General features: G+C 69.9%; 18 protein-coding genes and 1 pseudogene. 10 read left to right on the top strand and 9 right to left on the bottom strand.

What is annotated here, in order from left to right; translation table 11 throughout:
- Window positions 1-109 precede the first annotated feature (109 nt).
- The 3 genes and pseudogenes from ACIQRW_RS19135 to ACIQRW_RS19125 all read left to right on the top strand — a co-directional run bounded on the left by ACIQRW_RS19135 (window position 110) and on the right by ACIQRW_RS19125 (window position 1370).
- The gene (locus ACIQRW_RS19135; RefSeq protein ID WP_403761478.1) at window positions 110-760 is read left to right on the top strand and encodes a DsbA family protein; all 651 of its coding nucleotides are present in this window, start codon (window positions 110-112) and stop codon (window positions 758-760) included.
- Window positions 761-837: 77 nt separating this feature from the next.
- Window positions 838-1017: pseudogene (locus ACIQRW_RS19130) on the top strand (hypothetical protein); the annotation flags it as partial.
- A 5-nt stretch (window positions 1018-1022) separates the two neighbouring features.
- A complete protein-coding gene (locus ACIQRW_RS19125; protein WP_403761475.1) occupies window positions 1023-1370 on the top strand; it encodes a VOC family protein in 348 nt (115 codons plus the stop codon).
- 60 nt (window positions 1371-1430) lie between these two features.
- Here the strand turns inward: ACIQRW_RS19125 and ACIQRW_RS19120 are convergent, their stop codons facing one another.
- Window positions 1431-2879 carry an NCS2 family permease gene (locus ACIQRW_RS19120; protein ID WP_403761471.1) on the bottom strand — a complete coding sequence of 483 codons (1449 nt, stop codon included), beginning with the start codon at window positions 2877-2879 and terminating at the stop codon, window positions 1431-1433.
- A gap of 336 nt (window positions 2880-3215) precedes the next feature.
- On the opposite strand from ACIQRW_RS19120, the gene ACIQRW_RS19115 reads away from it, so the two are divergent.
- Window positions 3216-3842 carry an XRE family transcriptional regulator gene (locus tag ACIQRW_RS19115; protein ID WP_403761468.1) on the top strand — a complete coding sequence of 209 codons (627 nt, stop codon included), beginning with the start codon at window positions 3216-3218 and terminating at the stop codon, window positions 3840-3842.
- A gap of 39 nt (window positions 3843-3881) precedes the next feature.
- Here ACIQRW_RS19115 and ACIQRW_RS19110 read toward each other — a convergent pair whose 3' ends face one another.
- Window positions 3882-4796, bottom strand: a complete 915-nt coding sequence (locus tag ACIQRW_RS19110) for an NAD(P)-dependent oxidoreductase (protein WP_403761465.1) — start codon at window positions 4794-4796, stop codon at window positions 3882-3884.
- A 59-nt stretch (window positions 4797-4855) separates the two neighbouring features.
- On the opposite strand from ACIQRW_RS19110, the gene ACIQRW_RS19105 reads away from it, so the two are divergent.
- Window positions 4856-5281, top strand: coding sequence for a MerR family transcriptional regulator (locus ACIQRW_RS19105; protein WP_403761463.1), 426 nt, complete (start codon window positions 4856-4858; stop codon window positions 5279-5281).
- An 8-nt stretch (window positions 5282-5289) separates the two neighbouring features.
- Here ACIQRW_RS19105 and ACIQRW_RS19100 read toward each other — a convergent pair whose 3' ends face one another.
- Together ACIQRW_RS19100 and ACIQRW_RS19095 are read right to left on the bottom strand one after the other, a co-directional pair.
- The gene (locus ACIQRW_RS19100; RefSeq protein WP_403761460.1) at window positions 5290-5763 is read right to left on the bottom strand and encodes a hypothetical protein; all 474 of its coding nucleotides are present in this window, start codon (window positions 5761-5763) and stop codon (window positions 5290-5292) included.
- Window positions 5764-5852: 89 nt separating this feature from the next.
- Entirely contained in the window at window positions 5853-6254 is a 402-nt protein-coding gene (locus ACIQRW_RS19095; RefSeq protein ID WP_403761458.1) for an ATP-binding protein, read from the bottom strand.
- 206 nt (window positions 6255-6460) lie between these two features.
- Between ACIQRW_RS19095 and ACIQRW_RS19090 the strand changes: the two genes are divergently transcribed.
- Both ACIQRW_RS19090 and ACIQRW_RS19085 read left to right on the top strand, forming a co-directional pair.
- Entirely contained in the window at window positions 6461-7342 is an 882-nt protein-coding gene (locus ACIQRW_RS19090) for a helix-turn-helix domain-containing protein (protein ID WP_403761456.1), read from the top strand.
- On the top strand, window positions 7339-7545 hold the full coding sequence (locus ACIQRW_RS19085) for a DUF397 domain-containing protein (RefSeq protein ID WP_403761453.1): 207 nt from the start codon (window positions 7339-7341) through the stop codon (window positions 7543-7545). Before ACIQRW_RS19090 ends, ACIQRW_RS19085 begins: the two co-directional genes overlap by 4 nt.
- A gap of 182 nt (window positions 7546-7727) precedes the next feature.
- On the opposite strand, the gene ACIQRW_RS19080 is transcribed toward ACIQRW_RS19085, so the two are convergent.
- Window positions 7728-8990, bottom strand: coding sequence for a helix-turn-helix domain-containing protein (locus ACIQRW_RS19080; RefSeq protein WP_403761450.1), 1263 nt, complete (start codon window positions 8988-8990; stop codon window positions 7728-7730).
- A gap of 211 nt (window positions 8991-9201) precedes the next feature.
- Between ACIQRW_RS19080 and ACIQRW_RS19075 the strand changes: the two genes are divergently transcribed.
- Both ACIQRW_RS19075 and ACIQRW_RS19070 read left to right on the top strand, forming a co-directional pair.
- Window positions 9202-9666 carry a glycine-rich domain-containing protein gene (locus ACIQRW_RS19075; RefSeq protein WP_403761447.1) on the top strand — a complete coding sequence of 155 codons (465 nt, stop codon included), beginning with the start codon at window positions 9202-9204 and terminating at the stop codon, window positions 9664-9666.
- Window positions 9667-9788: 122 nt separating this feature from the next.
- On the top strand, window positions 9789-10478 hold the full coding sequence (locus ACIQRW_RS19070) for a class I SAM-dependent methyltransferase (RefSeq protein WP_403761444.1): 690 nt from the start codon (window positions 9789-9791) through the stop codon (window positions 10476-10478).
- A 399-nt stretch (window positions 10479-10877) separates the two neighbouring features.
- Here ACIQRW_RS19070 and ACIQRW_RS19065 read toward each other — a convergent pair whose 3' ends face one another.
- The 4 genes from ACIQRW_RS19065 to ACIQRW_RS19050 all read right to left on the bottom strand — a co-directional run bounded on the left by ACIQRW_RS19065 (window position 10878) and on the right by ACIQRW_RS19050 (window position 13616).
- Window positions 10878-11537: a CatB-related O-acetyltransferase gene (locus ACIQRW_RS19065; RefSeq protein WP_403761441.1), complete on the bottom strand. Its 660-nt coding sequence runs from the start codon at window positions 11535-11537 to the stop codon at window positions 10878-10880.
- 179 nt (window positions 11538-11716) lie between these two features.
- Window positions 11717-12466, bottom strand: a complete 750-nt coding sequence (locus ACIQRW_RS19060; RefSeq protein ID WP_403761438.1) for a DUF2071 domain-containing protein — start codon at window positions 12464-12466, stop codon at window positions 11717-11719.
- On the bottom strand, window positions 12463-12807 hold the full coding sequence (locus ACIQRW_RS19055; protein ID WP_361321942.1) for a metalloregulator ArsR/SmtB family transcription factor: 345 nt from the start codon (window positions 12805-12807) through the stop codon (window positions 12463-12465). Before ACIQRW_RS19055 ends, ACIQRW_RS19060 begins: the two co-directional genes overlap by 4 nt.
- 167 nt (window positions 12808-12974) lie before the next feature.
- Window positions 12975-13616: a superoxide dismutase gene (locus ACIQRW_RS19050; protein ID WP_018959211.1), complete on the bottom strand. Its 642-nt coding sequence runs from the start codon at window positions 13614-13616 to the stop codon at window positions 12975-12977.
- 314 nt (window positions 13617-13930) lie between these two features.
- Here ACIQRW_RS19050 and tkt point away from each other — a divergent pair, with 314 nt between their 5' ends.
- Window positions 13931-16150: a transketolase gene (gene tkt, locus ACIQRW_RS19045; protein ID WP_403761435.1), complete on the top strand. Its 2220-nt coding sequence runs from the start codon at window positions 13931-13933 to the stop codon at window positions 16148-16150.
- The last annotated feature ends 33 nt before the right edge of the window (window positions 16151-16183 follow it).

Below are 16183 nucleotides of genomic sequence, written 5' to 3'. Positions count from 1 at the left end.
CGAACCCATTGATCCTTGCACGCGTCTCCGCGGGGCGGCATGCAGGGAATGGCTGCCCGTCCGGAGGCGTTCTCGCCCGCAGGTGTAACACGCCCTTCTGAGGAGAGACATGTCCGAGAACACTCCGGCCAACGGCAAGACCCCGGTCGACTTCTGGTTCGATCCGCTCTGCCCCTGGGCGTGGATGACCTCGCGCTGGATGCTGGAAGTGGAGAAGGTCCGCGACGTCGAGGTCCGCTGGCACGTGATGAGCCTGGCCGTCCTGAACGAGGACAAGCTGGACGAGCTGCCGGAGGAGTACCGCGACCTCCTGGAGAACAAGGCCTGGGGCCCGGTCCGGGTCGTCGTCGCCGCCCGGCAGCTCCACGGTGACGAGGTCGTCGGCCCCCTCTACACCGCGCTCGGCACCCGCTTCCACAACAACGACGAGGGCCTCACCTCCGAGACCGTGGCCGCCGCGCTGAAGGACGTCGGCCTGCCCGCCGACCTCGCGGAGTACGCCGACTCCGACCGGTACGACACCGAGCTGCGCGCCTCCCACAAGGAGGGCATCGACAAGGTCGGCGAGGAGGTCGGCACCCCGGTCATCGCCGTCCCCGGCGCGGACGGCGAGCAGGTCGCCTTCTTCGGCCCGGTCGTCACCCCCGCTCCCAAGGGCGAGGACGCGGCGAAGCTCTGGGACGGCACGCTGCTGGTCGCCTCCGTCCCGGGCTTCTACGAGATCAAGCGGACCCGGACGCAGGGCCCGATCTTCGACTGACGTAGGTCGAGCCGGTGGCCGCGCGTATCCGCACGGGGGACGATGACCCCATGCGGATACGCGCGGGCGAGGCGGCCGAAGCCGACCCGAACGCGGAGCGCTTCTACCGGGCCATGGGCGCGGTCCGGATCGGCGTCACCCCGTCCGGCTCCATCCCGGGCCGTGAACTCCCGCTGCTAATAGTCGCGCTGCTGAGGGGGGCCGGCAACGGGCCGGGCGGGGTTCCGGCCCGTTGTCAGTGGTGCGCCGTACGGTGAGAGGCATGCTTATCTCACCGGAAATGATCACGATCGACTGTGCCGACCCCCAGGCCCTGGCCGCCTGGTGGGCCGAGGCGCTGGGCGTCGAGGAGACGCAGGACTACGACGCGTTCGTCGTCCTCGCGGCGACCCCGCTGGTCCTCGGCTTCCAGCGGGTGCCCGAGGCCAAGGCCGCCAAGAACCGGGTCCACGTCGACTTCTCCTCGCCCGACCGCCCGGCCGACGTGGAGCGCCTGGCGAAGCTGGGCGCGACCGTCGTCGGCGAGCAGTCGATGCAGGGGATGTCCTGGACCGTCCTCAGGGATCCGGAGGGCAACGAGTTCTGCCTCTCCGACGCCGGAAGCCACTGATCTCGGGACCACCGCCGCCGGAAACCACTCACTGACCTCGGGCCACCGCCTCCGGCTCCGCTACTTGAGGCCGAGGATCTGCTCCAGCGGGTCGATGACGAAGTAGACGAGGAAGAGCGCGGCGGTGCCCCACAGCAACCAGTGGACCTCGCGCGCTTTGCCCAGGCACGCCTTGATGACCACGTAGGCGACGAAGCCGGCCCCGATGCCGTTGGTGATGGAGTAGGTGAACGGCATGACGACGATGGTGAGGAAGGCCGGGATGGCGACGTCGTAGCGGTCCCAGTCGATGTGCTTGACCTGGGTCATCATCAGGAACCCGACCACGACGAGCGCGGGCGCCGCCGCCTGGAGCGGCACGATCGTCAGGACGGGCGTGAGGAAGAGGGCGAGCGCGAACAGGCCGCCGGTCACCATGTTGGCGAAGCCGGTGCGGGCTCCTTCGCCGACACCCGCCGCGGATTCGATGTAGGTGGTGGCCGACGACGAGGACGCGGCGCCACCGGCGACGGCGGCCACACCGTCGATGAGCAGGACGCGGCCGAGGCCGGGCACCTGACCCCGCTCGTCGAGGAGCCCGGCCTCCGCCGTGACACCGACGACCGTGCCCATCGTGTCGAAGAAGTCGGACAGGATGAGGGTGAAGACGAGCAGGACCACCGTCAACACGCTGACCTGGCCGAACGACCCGAACAGGTCGAACTGGCCCAGCAGCCCGAAGTCGGGTGCGGCGACCGGGTTGTCGGGGATCGAGGGCGACGTGAGCCCCCAGGACTTGATGCTGGCGATCTCGTTGATGACGATGGCGACGACGGTCATCAGGACGATGCTGATGAGGATCGCGCCCTTGACCTTCCGGGCGACCAGCACGATCGTCAGGAGCACGCCCAGGCAGAAGACGAGCATCGGCCAGCCGGTGAGCGTGCCGGTGCCGAGCTGGACCGGCACGGTGGAGTTCGCGGCGTCGGGGATGCGGGTGACGAACCCGGCGTCCACGAAGCCGATGAAGGCGATGAACAGGCCGATACCGACACTGATGGCCTGCTTGAGGGGCTGCGGAATGGCGTGCATGATCGCCTCGCGCAGCCCGGTCATCACCAGAACGCAGATCAGCAGCCCTTCGAGCACGATGAGGCCCATCGCGTCGTCCCAGCTCATCAGGGGAGCGATCTGGTAGGCGACGACGGCGTTGATGCCCAGCCCCGCCGCCAGGGCCAGCGGCAGATTGCCTCCCACACCCATGATCAGCGTCATCACCGCGGCGACCAGAGCGGTGGCGGTGACCAGCTGCACGTTGTCCAGCTGCTTGCCGAACTTGTCCTCGGCCCCGCCGAGGATGATCGGGTTGAGGACCAGGATGTATGCCATCGTGAAGAACGTGGCGAATCCGCCGCGTATCTCCTGGAGGTAGGTCGAACCGCGTTCGCTGATGCGGAAGAACCGGTCGACGGCGCCCCCCGATCCGTCTGGTTTCGCGTCGAGCGGCGGGCTGGTCGTACTGGGGTGCATGACGGAGTCTCCTGAGCCTGCGAATGATGGGGAAGGGGGGTTTCGCCGGTGCTGCCCGAAGTGAGTGGCAGGCGCTGTGCGAACGCACATGCGGCACCTTGCGAGCGGATCATACGCGGCAACAGTGGGATCGCAACTACCCGCGTAGAGCGTGCAGTTGGTCCCTTTTCGGTCCTGTGGCTTCCTACGGAATCAGCGGTGACCTTTGCCGCCAAACCGGCAGGCAGCCGACAGCGGGTATGGAATTGGCGGTGACAGCTCCCCTACGCTCCGTATGTGCACCCACCACTCCCTTTCAACGCGCGGGCAGCGCGCGCCTTGCGCGAGAAACTCGGGATGGCACCCGGTCATGTCGCCTACGGCATGCGCGCGTCCTTCGGCACGTCACACGTCGGTCCCGAGCATGTGGTCGCGTGGGAGCGCGGGACCCATGTGCCGGACGCGACGGAGTTCACCGCCCTGGCGGGCGCGTTGTGGTGCCGTCCCAGTGAACTCATGGGCCACCCACGCACCTTGCTCGAACACCGCATAGCGCGCGGCGTCTCGGCCGAGGAGGTCGCGCGCGCCACCGGCCTCACCCTCGACGCCTATCTGTCCATGGAGGAGGCCGGTCTGTGGGCCGGCGACAAACGGCAGTCCGTCAAGCTCGGCGAGGTCCTCAGCCTTCCCCCGCGCGACTTCATCGCCATCACCAGGCTGGAGGAGGAACTGGCCCGTCTCCTCACCGAGGCGGTCTCCACGCGCTGGCAGGCGCACATCCGCGACATCGCCAAGCTCGTCTCGATGGAGCGCCGCGACCTGAAGAGCCCCCTGTCCGCCATGCACCAGGAGTACCAGGGCCTCTTGGCGGCGACCCTGAGCCGGGCCGGCGGCACCACGGCATCCGGCGAGGACGGGCGTCGCTACGTCGAGAACATCGTCGATCACTTCTGGACCCGGCTGCCGGGGTCCTCCCAGGCGTAGCCCGGCGGGGCTCGTGCGACCCGCCGGGCCCCGCCGCCGCTACCGCGCGTCCGGCTCCACCGCCTTCTTGAACACCTCGAACACCGCCAGGTAGTTCGACCCGCCGTGGCCCTCCTTGATGGCCTGTGCCGCGATCTCCCGCATCAGCCGCGGCTGCCCGGTGTGCACGCCCTGCTCCTCGCAGGTGAGGGCGATGTGCTCCAGCGCGTTCAGGTTCATGTGCAGGGTGCCCAGCTCGCCCGGGTAGTGGCCCGCGTCGAGACCCGGCGCCTGCTCGACGAGGGTCGCGTCCACCACCGTGGGCAGGAACCAGTTCACCGCGAGACCGGCGAACTCCGCTGCCCGTACGCCCGCCGAGCCGACCAGCGCGGTGGCGTGCAGGAAGCCGTTCATCGTCGCGTACATCAGTCCGAGCAGCGCCGCGTTGTGGAGCACCGCGAGCCCGGGGTCGGAGCCGAGGTACCGGGGGTCGCCCAGGCTCGCCAGCGTGGCCCGGTGGGCGTCGAAGACGCCGCGCGGACCGCTGAGGAGAAGGACGGATCCGGGGTCCCCGACGAGGGGCGGCGGCACCATGACCGCACCGTCCAGATAGGTGACGCCCCGCTCGGCCGCCCAGGAGGCCGCCGCGTGCGCCTCTTTCGGAGTACCGGAGTTGAGGTTGACCAAGGTCCGGCCCGCCACCGCGCCCCCGGCGGGATCGAGCACCTCGTACAGCGTCGCGTAGTCCTTGAGGCAGACGACGGTGAGAGGGCCGGCGGCCACGGCGTCGGCCACGGACCCCGCGAGCCGCGCGCCCCGGGCGACGAGACCCTGGGCCTTCTCCGGGGTGCGGTTCCAGACGGTGGTGGGATGGCCGTTCTCAAGAAGGGCTCCGGCGAGGGCGAGGCCCATGGGACCGAGGCCGATGACGGTAACGGGGGTGTCCCGCAGGCGGGTTGAAGGCTGCTGTGTCATGCGCAATAGGCTGCTGTCTCACACCGGTGTGAGAGTCAACCGAATGTGGTGGTCGTCATATGCGCATGGGGGAGTTCTCCCGACGGACGGGCGTCAGCCAGCGGTTGCTGCGCTACTACGAGGAGCAGGGCCTGCTGCGCCCGGCCCGTCGCCCGAGCGGCTACCGCGAGTACGAGGAAGCCGACGTCGTGACCGTACGGGGCGTCCGCATGCTGCTGGCCGCCGGGCTCAACACGGCCGTCATCGCAGAGCTGCTGCCCTGCATGGTCGACGAGGGCCGCATCCTGGAGCCGGCCTGCTCCAGCATGCTCCCCGACCTGCACCGCGAACGCGCCCGCATCGACGAAGCAGCCGCCGCCCTCCTGGCCGCCCGCGACCGGCTGGACGCGCTGATCGAGCTGACGGCGGAGTCGGGCGTGACCGACGAGGAGGCGTGCGCGGTGGTGGCCGGCGGGCGCGAAGGGGTCTCCCCGAGGTCTGCCTGAGCGGGCGGTCAGGGGCCGTCGGTATCGGCGTCGGCGTCGGCGTCGGCGTCGCTGGAGTCTTCCCCGGCCGTGAGGCGCCGGACTTCGCGGTGGATGTGCTCGGTGATGAGGTCGCCGAGCGGGTCGGTCACGGTCCAGGAGTGCGGGCCGGGGTGGTGGTCGAGGTACGCGCACGAGGTGACGGTGCGAGCGATCAGGTCGCGGAGGAGGGCGGGGCACAGGGGCAGAGTGTCGAACCGGTAGACACGGTGGGCGCCGGTGCCGGTCCACAGGAGCCACAGGTCCCGGTCGTCGTCGGGGACGTCGGCGGTCCAGACGTGGGCGGCGTGCTCGGCGGCCTCGTCGTGCTCGCCCAGTTCGCAGAGGAGGAAGTCGTCCTGGGCGAGGACGTCGGTCGGGTGCTCGGGACCGCCTTCCATGGTGGCGAGCGCGAGGAGCGCCTCGTAGAACGGTACGTCGGTGACGGCGGTGCATTGCAGCACGGGGCAGGTCTCTTCCGTTCTCTCCCCGGAGGCCACGGGCGGTACGAAGCTCCGCCCGTGGCCTCCGGGTGGGCGGCGCATGGGTGACTTCACGGAAGCCGGGTCCGGACGGGCAGGTGGACCCAGACGGTCTTTCCGGGGTTGCGCGGCCGTACGCCCCACCGCTCGGCGAGCGCGTCGACGATGAGCAGGCCCCGGCCGGACGTCTCGTCGTCGCTGGGCTTGCGGAGTTCTGGCATCAGCCACTGGTACGAGTCGGCGACCTCCAGGATCAGCACGCCGTTCCGACGCCGCAACCCCAACTCGAAGTAGTCGCCGGTGCCTCTGGCGTGGGCGATGACGTTGGTGGCCAACTCGCTGGTGATCAGCGTGGCGTCGTCGACGAGTCCGGCGAGCTTCCACTCGACCAAGACCGTTCTGACGTGCCGACGAGCGGCGGGAATGGAGTCCCTGCGGACTCGGAACCTCTTGCTGTCTGTGCGCCCGGACATACGTCCCCCAAGGTCGTGGGCAGGCGGAACCAAGATCACCTGGTGTGCTGGTGTCAGCACTCGGTGTGACGTGATCCACGCTAGAGGTCGAGTGAGATGTGATGCAAGCGAATCTGTAGTGCAAGCTTGCATTCACTCGTCCGAGGCAACTCGCTGGCGAGAGAGAACAGTTGCCAGGCAGACTGGCCGGAGGGAAAGGGGGAGTCATGCCCGCAGGTGGGAAGCCCACGGTGCGCAGTCGGAGGCTGGGCGCGGCACTCAAGCGGCTGCGGCTGGACGCGTGTCTGGATCAGGAGCACGCCGCTGAAGCGGTCGATTGTTCTACTGCCAAGATCAGCAGAATCGAGTCCGGTACGGTCAGTGCGCGTATTGGGGACGTTCGTGTGCTTCTTGACCTTTACGGGGTCAAGGAGGAGGCCGAGCGCAGGCGGCTGGAGAAGCTGGCGCGCGACAGCAACAAGCGTGGCTGGTGGCTCAACTTCGACTGGATCACCAAGGAAGCTGGATTCGCAGACTTCGTGACGCTGGAAACGGATGCGAGCTATATCCGTACCTGGCAACCACTGTTCATCCCTGGGCTCCTCCAGACCGACGACTATCTGCGGACGCTGTTGAGTTCGGGGCTCACTGTGCACTCACCTGAGTCCGTCGAAGAGGTTCTGGCGGTGAGGAGGGTGCGCCGTGGTCTTATCGAGGAGGATGGTGCGCGGTTCGCGACGATCATCTGGGAGCCCGCTCTTACTGCTCCCATGCCGTCGGCCAAGGTGCATCGCGAGCAACTGCTCCACATACTTAACGTAGCTCAGCGGCAGAACGTGCAGGTGCAGGTGCTACCGGTATCCGAGTGGCGTGCTGCGCACCTCTCATCGCACTTCGTCATGCTCAGCTTCGGACCCGAGCCCGCCCCAGAAGCTGTCGCCTACGACACCACCACCAGCACTGTCCTCGTCGAAGATCTTGAGGAAATGGCCGCACATGCGAGGATCTTCGAAGCGCTGAGTGCGGCAGCTCTGACGCCGGATCAGAGTCTTTCGTTCGTCCGAAAGGTTCTGGCAAGCGTCCCGGAAAGTGAGAAAGAAGCAGAATGACGCACGAAGAGATCGTGACCAGTTTCAAGAAGTCCAACGCCTCACAGGGCGCTGCCCAGGACTGCGTCGAGGTCGCCCACACCGCCAACGGCGGCCGGGCCGTCCGCGACAGTAAGGATCCCGCCGCCGGGCTCCAGTTCTACGGCCCGGAGCACTGGGCCTTGTTCATCGACGGAGTGAAGGCCGGTACCTTCGGCGGCTGACGGGAACAGCCCGGAGACGGGGGCAGCGCCCCGGCGGGCAGCCACCTCGCGCGATCCGGTATCGATGCAGGGGCCGGATCTCAGCCATGCCCACAACCTCCCGGGACAGAACACCTAGCGGTACGCATACCCCTCGCGTGATCGTCCGCAGGGTGACTTCTTAACCACATGCAGCCAGCCTGCTAAAGCGACCGCAGAACCACGGCGGCCTGCAATTCCCGGACCCCGGTGGTGCGCGGGTGCCGCTCGGCGAGTTCGGCAACGATGCGGCGGATGGCGGGCCGGTCTCGGACTTCTCCCGGGCTGGAGCGGTACGCGGTGAGCAGCGCATGGGCGGTCTGCGCGGGGCGCTGCCATGCCCACCAGGCCCGCGCCATGTCGGTGCCCAACCGCGCCTTCCGCTCAGCTGTCGGGAACTGTTCGGGTCGCAGGTCCTTCCCGGCCTCCAGCGCGGCCCCCGCGTCGCCGAGCGCCCAGTGGACGCCGACGGCGTACAGGTCAACGGCGGCGGGGGTGATGGGAAACAGACGGCCGGACGGGGGGTGCGGTGGCAGCCGGCGGGCGGCACAGCGGGCTTCCTCGGTCATTGCCAGCGCATCTGTCCGGTGCCCTCCACGAGCGGCGGTGTACGCCAGAGTGCAGAGCATCTGCGCGTACGCGGAAGCCGAAGCGTCGGTACGCAGGCCCGTGGCCTCCACTCCGGTGGCCGCCGCCCTCATGAGGCGCTGGGCCTCCTCGGAGCGGTCCTGGTGGCGCAGCACGATCGCCAGTTCTCGGGCTGCGGCTGCGGACGCGAGCGGTGAGCCGGATACCTCGGCCCAAGTGCGGGCGCGGTCCGCGGTGAGCCGGGCCTGCTCGTACGAGCCGAGCTTGCTCAGCACCGAGGCGGTCAGACTGTAGACGGACGAGAGCCGGGCCTGATCGAGTTCCCGGCGCGACGACGCGGTGGCGTGGCCGTCACCAATGAGGCCAGGCAGCGCGGTGAGGAGACGCCCGTGCGCCCCCTTGTCGTACAACTCGCGGGCGGTGGCCAGCCGGGTGTCGAGCGAACCGCCGCCGGTCGGGCCGGGAGCGTCGGCCAAGGCTTCGTCCAACCCCAGCAGCAGGGCGGCCGGTCCGGCAGCCGCCGTGGCGGTGATCAGCGTGCGGCGGCGCATCGGGTCCTCCTCGGCGTACGGACTGGCCGTCACTCTAGTGGCCGCCGACGCGGTCGGGGCGGGTGGCGCCAGGGAATGCACCAAGACGTGTCGCGGGACCCCGACTTCCAGTGCTGCGCGGTGCATCAGGGCCAGATCGGCCACCCTGTTGCGACGCTCCAACCGGGACACCGTGGCGGCTGAGCAGCCGATCCGGTCCCCGAGGGCGGCGAGAGTCCAGGCACGGTGTTCGCGGCCGAGACGGATGAGCGCGCCGGGGCGCCGCTGCGCCGCTAACTCGCGCACCATGGGGCTGTTCCAAAGGTCAACAGGCACAGGTCCCCTCCCACGCCGCACGACCGGGGCCCTCACCGTACGGTCGGCACACGGGCCCGTCGAGCCCGCTTGCACAACGTGCAAAGCCCTTGCACAACAGGACCGTTGACCTTCACCGGGCGAGTCGGCGCGGTGTCCTGGGTGCAGCGCCCCCGACCGCGGGGCCTCGTCCATCGGAGGCATCATGGCAACGGCTGTCGCAACCCCTCTGGCCATCGACCCGACGACCGGCCCGATCCGCTCTGCGCGGGACGTCGTGCCGGCCGACCTGTGGGACAAGCAGGTCGGACTCCTCATGCGCGACTACCCTTACGACTCGATCATGGCGGCCCGGGTCCTCGGACAGGGCTACGCCTACCTCCTGACCGCGATGAACCACCGGGGCCGGGCGCTGGGACTCGCACCCAGCAAGATCGTCGACATCGGTGTCCACACGATCATCCTGGACACCGTGGCCTACGCCACGCTATGCGAACGCTTCAACGGCGGACACTTCCTGCACCACGTTCCGGACGTCGCCTTCAAGAACGACGGCTCCGTGCTGCGGACGGCGGACCTGATCGCGACTGACGGCTGGGAGGTTGACCTGCCGCTGTGGGCGGACGCCGCCGACTGCGGCCCGTGCCACCCCGGCAACGACTCGCACTGACTCACACCGGGCTGAACGCCAAGCCGGGCCCCGCGCCTCCTCTGGCCGGGGCCCGGCTCACGCGTGGGTGAGATTCGCCGGAGCTGACACGGCGGCGGGCGGAACCCGCCAGGATGATGCGGGTGACCACCACCACAGACCTCTGGCACCACTACGGCCGCAACCACGCCGAGCACAACCGCGCCGTCCCTGACACCTTCCACTGGATCTGGAGTCAAGACGGTGGCCCCGGCCCCGAGCTGCTGGGCGACCTGACGGACAAGGTCGTCGGAGACCTCGGCGCAGGCGCTGCCAAGCAGGCCGCCCACCTCGCGACCCATCATTCCCCCGCCCGAGTTGATGCCGTCGATGCCTCACCCGCGCAGTACGCCATGGCCACCGATCTGTTCGGCTACCTCGCGCCGCGCCTGCGCACCATCGGGTCCGATGTCGTGAAGCACGCGCAGACGGCGCCCGACTCGTACGACGTGCTGTACAGCGTCTTCGGCGCAGTCGACTTCACCGACCCGCACGAACTTCTGCCGTCCGTGGCCGCCGCACTGCGTCCCGGCGGCCGGCTGGTGTTCTCCACGCTCGCCCACTACCTCGGCGGCGCACCTGCGTCAGCGGACGTTTCGCCCGCTGACGTCCCGGCAAGGACCCCTGGCGGTGAGGCGACCACGATGCGCCGCTGGGTACTTCAGGAGCAGGTCTGGACGAAGGTGCTGGACGAGGCCGGGTTCACCCGAATCTGCATCGACAGACTGCCCTCGACCACCGACGCGCCGCGCAGCGCGGACACACTGCTCGTGACCGCCATCCGGCAGGCTTAACAGAGACCCGGATCGGCAGCACGCGGCCGTAGTCGGCAGCCGTGGCGATGGTGCCCGTCCTAGCTTGATCTTTAACCTGTGCGGCGTGGACGCAGGGTCGTTGACCTCTTCGTGGGTCGCTTCGCGGAGTCTGGTCAGCCAACTGTGTGTACGTCATGGCGGGCAGTGGGCTGGTCGTTTCTGCGGCCGGGTGGGCGTCCTGGTCCGGGCCGGGTGGTTTTCGGTGCTCCGGCCGGGCAGGCGGCCTTTGTGCGGAGGTGCCGAACGACTGCTGGTCCTCGTCCTCTGCCCCCAGCAACCAGGTGTTGGTCTCCCACTCCGCGATGCGTAGCGAGCCGGGCACCTGCGCGCGCTGACCGGTTGCCGAGGGCCGAGGACTCGAGCCCACCCGCTCCGCCCTTACCCGCCCCGCGGCGCCGCCGCCTCCAGCTCCGCCACCGTGCCCGACATCACCGTACGGATGTGGCGCGTCAGGTGGTCCGCCGGCCAGTCCCACCAGGCCACCGCCAGCAGGCGCGCGACGTCGGCCTCCTCGTACCGGGTGCGGATCAGCCGGGCCGGGTTGCCGCCGACGATGCCGTAGTCGGGGACGTCGGAGACGACCACGGACCGCGAGCTGATGATCGCGCCGTGCCCGATGCGGACCCCCGGCATGATCACGGCCTCGTAGCCGATCCAGACGTCGTTGCCGATCACCGTGTCACCCCGGTTGGGCAGGCCCGTCAGCAGGTCGAAGTGGTCGGACCAGGAGCCGCCGAGCGTCGGGAACGGGAACGTGGACGGCCCGTCCATACGGTGGTTGGAGCCGTTCATGATGAACCGCACCCCGGTGCCGAACGCGCAGAACCTCCCGATCACCAGGCGCTCCGGCCCGTAGTGGTAGAGCACGTTGCGGGTCTCGAACTCCGTGGCGTGCTCGGGGTCGTCGTAGTACGAGTACTCCCCGGCCTCGATCAGCTCCGAGGTGATCAGGGGCTTCAGCTGCACCACGCGCGGCTGGCCGGGCATCGGGTGCAGGACGGTCGGGTCGGCAGGGACGGGCGCGGGGGCAGAAGTCATGGGGTCGCTTCCGGGGCGGGGGTACGGGCGTTCGGACGTGGATCATCGTGGCATCCGGGCCCGGCGGAACGCGGGTATTTTCCCGCCCGGCCCGGCCCCGGGCGGCCCGCCGGCCCCCCTGCGCGGCCCTCCTACGCGCCCCCTGCGCGGCCCTCCTACGGCTACCCCGCGCGGCCTCCCTACGAGGCCACCGCCCCCGCCCCGCACCCCAGCCGGAACGGCTCCCCCTGCGACCAGTCCGCCGCCACGCCCCGCATCACCAGCGCGCTGTCCAGCACCGCGCTGCCCGGCGGGAAGCGGTCCAGGTCCTCGAAGAACGAGGACCGTACGGAACGGGGCCGGCCCGCCGTCACCTTCCAGGCGTCCGTGGACAGTTCGAGGACGTCGAGGTGGTCCCCGCCGGTGCTGGGGGAGAGGCCCCGGCTGCCGAGGCGGAAGAACTCCGACGCCTCCGCCAGGTCCGTGAACAGCCCGCTGCCGCGCAGTTCGTCGGCGGGCTCCACGGTCGCGTCCACCTCCACCTCGCCGTCCCGGGTCGCGAAGGCCACCCGTACGGAGTCGGCGTCCTCCCGCACCGTGAAGTCCGCGCGGCCGTGCTCGCCCGGGTAGATCCGCCCGCCCGCGAAGGCGTTGAGGCGGGAGGCGGTGTCGCGGCGCGGGATGTAGACGCCGCGCTCGACGCCGTCCGGCCCGTCCCACTCCACGGAGATCCGGTGCGCCGCGTTCTCACTGGTCAGCCCGGTCACGGCGGGGGCCCAGGCCGGGCGGACGCCGCCGATCCGCAGCAGACAGATCCCGGCCACCGCCTGACCGCGCACCAGTTGGGGCCGCAGCGGCGCGGGCAGCAGGGCCGCCGCGACGTGACGGTCGACCCGGTAGTTCACCAGGAGGCGGCGTTCGATGACACTGGAGAGCCGGGGCCGGATCATGAGGCGTCGCCTTCCGGCGCGGAGCGCCACTTGGTGTTGCGGAGCACGATCTGCTCGGGGCACACGGTGCTGAGGAAGCGCCCCACGCACAGGGCGAGCCGTTCCTCGGCGAGGGAGTAGAGGATGCGGTTGGCGTCCCGGCGCTCCGTGACGAGCCCGGCCCCCTTGAGCACACCCAGGTGGCGCGAGATGGACGGGGCGCTGATCGAGAACCGGCTCGCGATCTCCCCGGCGGCCAGCTCACCGCCCCGCAGATCCTCCAGGATCTGACGGCGGGTGGGGTCGGCGAGCGCGCGGAAGGCGCTCGCCTCGTCATCGGCCGGAACGGCGGGTGATTCCATGTGTGCATGTTTAGCACATGAGCTAAACAGCTAAGTAGCCCCCATGGGGGAGCCCCCGCGAGTCATGTCCTCGCGGGGGCTCTCCGTTCATCCGCCTGCCGTGGTGAAGGTTGAGAAGACGATCACGAGGCAGGACGCCTGTGGTGGTGTGGCGCGCCGGTGTCCGGTCAGGGGGCGAGCAGCAGCACGTCCGCGCGCTCCTTGGCGGCGGCGTAGCGCTTCGCCACGTCCTGCCAGTTGACGACGCGCCACATCGCCTCGATGAAGTCCACCTTCTGGTTCTTGTACTGCAGGTAGAAAGCGTGCTCCCAGGCGTCGAACACGAGGACCGGGACCGAGCCCTGGCCGACGTTGCCCTGGTGGTCGTAGACCTGCTCGACGATCAGCTTGCCGCTCACGGGCTCGTACGCGAGCACGCCCCAGCCGGAACCCTGGGTGGTCGCCGCGGCCTTCGTCAGCTGGGACTTGAAGCCCGCGTAGGAGCCGAAGGACTCGGTGATCGCGTCGGCGAGGTCGCCCACGCCGTCCGCCGCGAGGGGCTCGCCGCCGCCGTCGCCGGTCATGTTGTGCCAGTAGATCGAGTGCAGGATGTGGCCGGAGAGGTGAAACGCGAGGTTCTTCTGCAGGCCGTTGATCGCGCCCCAGGCCTCCTTGTCGCGGGCCTCCTCCAGCTGCTCCAGGGTGTCGTTCGCGCCCTTGACGTACGCGGCGTGGTGCTTGTCGTGGTGCAGCTCGATGATCTGCGGGTTGATGACCGGTTCGAGCGCCGCGTAGTCGTACGGGAGTTCCGGGAGCGTGTACGTGGCCATGATGCGAGCCCTCCGACTGCTGGGAATGCCGTCCAGTTGTTATTGCAAGCTATATGCAAGAGCAGGCTAACAGCAGGAGTGCCTCCGAAGTGATCAGCCCTTCGGCCTAGGACTCGCGGCGCTGCCCTTCCTCTACCGCCCTCTTCCTCCCGTTTGCACGGCAAAGGTGATTTGCTCCTTATTCCGTGCTGCGTACGCCGTCGCGCGTTTGGTCCCGTCGTTCCGGGGGACCCGGCCGGACAGCCGGGCGCCCCGGGGCCGCGACCCGGCCGCGCCGCCTGTTGCCCGCCCGCCCCGCTGATCAGGAGGACTTGATGGCACCCCCCGAAACGCCGAACGGCCCGAACGACGGTCGCGATCCGCGACTGGCCCCGCCCCTCGCGGACGCGGCGGGCTGGGGGCCGCTCGACGTCCGTGCCGTCGACACCGTGCGGGTGCTGGCGGCCGACGCCGTGCAGAAGGCGGGCCACGGCCACCCGGGCACCGCGATGAGCCTGGCCCCGCTGGCGTACCTGCTGTTCCAGCAGGTGATGCGGCACGATCCGGCCGACGATCAGTGGCTCGGCCGGGACCGCTTCGTGCTGTCCTGCGGCCACTCCAGCCTCACCCTCTACATCCAGCTGTACCTGAGCGGCTACGGCATGGAGCTGACGGACCTGGAGGCGCTGCGCACTTGGGGTTCCGCCACGCCCGGCCACCCGGAGTACCGGCACACCAGGGGTGTCGAGATCACCACCGGGCCGCTGGGACAGGGACTGGCCTCCGCCGTCGGCATGGCCATGGCGGCCCGGCGCGAGCGTGGCCTCCTCGATCCCGACGCCCCGGCCGGTACGAGCCCCTTCGACCACCACGTGTACGTCGTCGCCTCCGACGGCGACCTGATGGAGGGCGTGACGTCCGAGGCCAGTTCACTGGCGGGACACCAGGAGCTCGGGAATCTGATCGTCTTCTACGACTCCAACCACATCTCCATCGAGGACGACACCGACATCTCCTTCAGCGAGGACGTCGCCGCCCGCTACGCCGCGTACGGCTGGCAGGTCCAGACGGTCGACTTCACCCGGACCGGCGACTACGTCGAGGACGTCGACGCCCTGCTCGCCGCAGTCGAAGCAGCGAAGAGCGAGCGCGGTCGGCCCTCCCTGATCCTGCTGCGCACGATCATCGGATGGCCCGCTCCCACCAAGCAGAACACCGGCAAGGCCCACGGCTCCGCGCTCGGCGACGACGAGGTCGCCGCCACCAAGAAGCTGCTCGGCTTCGACCCGGACGCCGACTTCGCCGTCGAGGACGACGTACTGGAACACGCCCGCGCGGTCGTCGAGCGCGGGGCCGATGCCCACCGCGCCTGGGAGCCCGGCTACCAGGAGTGGCGCTCCGCCCACCCCGAGCGCGCCGAACTCCTCGACCGGCTGCGGGAGCAGAAGTTCCCCGCGGGCTGGACCGACAGCCTCCCCGTCTTCGACGCCGACCCCAAGGGCATCGCCACCCGCAAGGCGTCCGGCGATGTGCTCACCGCGCTGGCACCCGTGCTGCCCGAGCTGTGGGGCGGCTCGGCCGACCTCGCGGGGAGCAACAACACCACCATGGAGGGCGAGCCGTCCTTCGTGCCGGAGTCCAAGCAGACCGGCGAGTTCCCCGGCAACCCCTACGGCCGCACGCTCCACTTCGGCATCCGCGAGCACGCCATGGGCGCGATCCTCAACGGCGTCGCGCTCCAGAGCCTCACCCGCCCCTACGGCGGTACGTTCCTGATCTTCAGCGACTACATGCGCCCGGCCGTCCGGCTCGCCGCCCTGATGAAGCTCCCGGTCACCTACGTCTGGACCCATGACTCCATCGGCCTGGGCGAGGACGGCCCCACCCACCAGCCCGTCGAGCAGCTCGCCGCCCTCCGCGCGATCCCCGGCCTCGACGTCGTACGGCCCGCCGACGCGAACGAGACGGCCGTGTGCTGGCGCACCGTCCTGGAGCACCACGACCGGCCCGCCGGTCTCGCCCTGACCCGGCAGCCGCTGCCCGTCCTGGAGCGGGGGGACGACGCGTACGCCCCCGCCGAGGGGGCCGCCCGGGGCGGCTACGTACTCGCCGACAGCCGGGGCGGGACGCCCGACGTCATCCTCGTCGCGACCGGATCGGAGGTCCACATCGCCCTGGAAGCACGGGAGTTGCTGGCCGCCGAGGGGCACGACGCGCGCGTGGTCTCCCTGCCCTGCCGCGAGTGGTTCGCCGAGCAGCCGTACGCCTACCAGGACGCGGTCCTGCCGCCCGAGGTCCGGGCCCGGGTCAGCGTCGAGGCCGCCGTCGCCCAGGGCTGGCGGGACGTCGTGGGGGACGCGGGCCGCATGGTGAGCCTGGAGCACTTCGGCGCGTCCGCCGCCTACGAGCGGCTGTACGAGGAGTTCGGCATCACGCCCCACGCGGTCGCCGACGCCGCACGGGAGAGCATCCGCGCGGCGGCCGGACCCGTCCGGCCCGGCGGGGAGCGCCCCGGCTCGGCCCCGACCGAGGGCGGCACCGGAGACGTCGGCTAGACGACCTCCCCCCCCCCCCCAACCAACACCATC

Origin of the sequence: Streptomyces sp. NPDC091287 (assembly GCF_044768525.1) — a bacterium.
GTDB lineage: Bacteria > Actinomycetota > Actinomycetes > Streptomycetales > Streptomycetaceae > Streptomyces.
This window is presented reverse-complemented; position numbering and strand designations above follow the sequence as displayed.

What these genes read in the sequence shown, in the direction of transcription:
- ACIQRW_RS19115 (WP_403761468.1), top strand. Translation starts at nt 3,216, where the DNA reads ATGGCACCCGGTCATGTCGCCTACGGCATGCGCGCGTCCTTCGGCACG.
- ACIQRW_RS19095 (WP_403761458.1), bottom strand. Translation starts at nt 6,254, where the DNA reads ATGTCCGGGCGCACAGACAGCAAGAGGTTCCGAGTCCGCAGGGACTCC.
- ACIQRW_RS19075 (WP_403761447.1), top strand. Translation starts at nt 9,202, where the DNA reads ATGGCAACGGCTGTCGCAACCCCTCTGGCCATCGACCCGACGACCGGC.
- ACIQRW_RS19105 (WP_403761463.1), top strand. Translation starts at nt 4,856, where the DNA reads ATGCGCATGGGGGAGTTCTCCCGACGGACGGGCGTCAGCCAGCGGTTG.
- ACIQRW_RS19110 (WP_403761465.1), bottom strand. Translation starts at nt 4,796, where the DNA reads ATGACACAGCAGCCTTCAACCCGCCTGCGGGACACCCCCGTTACCGTC.
- ACIQRW_RS19080 (WP_403761450.1), bottom strand. Translation starts at nt 8,990, where the DNA reads ATGGTGCGCGAGTTAGCGGCGCAGCGGCGCCCCGGCGCGCTCATCCGT.
- ACIQRW_RS19085 (WP_403761453.1), top strand. Translation starts at nt 7,339, where the DNA reads ATGACGCACGAAGAGATCGTGACCAGTTTCAAGAAGTCCAACGCCTCA.
- ACIQRW_RS19050 (WP_018959211.1), bottom strand. Translation starts at nt 13,616, where the DNA reads ATGGCCACGTACACGCTCCCGGAACTCCCGTACGACTACGCGGCGCTC.
- ACIQRW_RS19060 (WP_403761438.1), bottom strand. Translation starts at nt 12,466, where the DNA reads ATGATCCGGCCCCGGCTCTCCAGTGTCATCGAACGCCGCCTCCTGGTG.
- ACIQRW_RS19055 (WP_361321942.1), bottom strand. Translation starts at nt 12,807, where the DNA reads ATGGAATCACCCGCCGTTCCGGCCGATGACGAGGCGAGCGCCTTCCGC.
- ACIQRW_RS19120 (WP_403761471.1), bottom strand. Translation starts at nt 2,879, where the DNA reads ATGCACCCCAGTACGACCAGCCCGCCGCTCGACGCGAAACCAGACGGA.
- tkt (WP_403761435.1), top strand. Translation starts at nt 13,931, where the DNA reads ATGGCACCCCCCGAAACGCCGAACGGCCCGAACGACGGTCGCGATCCG.
- ACIQRW_RS19125 (WP_403761475.1), top strand. Translation starts at nt 1,023, where the DNA reads ATGCTTATCTCACCGGAAATGATCACGATCGACTGTGCCGACCCCCAG.
- ACIQRW_RS19135 (WP_403761478.1), top strand. Translation starts at nt 110, where the DNA reads ATGTCCGAGAACACTCCGGCCAACGGCAAGACCCCGGTCGACTTCTGG.
- ACIQRW_RS19090 (WP_403761456.1), top strand. Translation starts at nt 6,461, where the DNA reads ATGCCCGCAGGTGGGAAGCCCACGGTGCGCAGTCGGAGGCTGGGCGCG.
- ACIQRW_RS19065 (WP_403761441.1), bottom strand. Translation starts at nt 11,537, where the DNA reads ATGACTTCTGCCCCCGCGCCCGTCCCTGCCGACCCGACCGTCCTGCAC.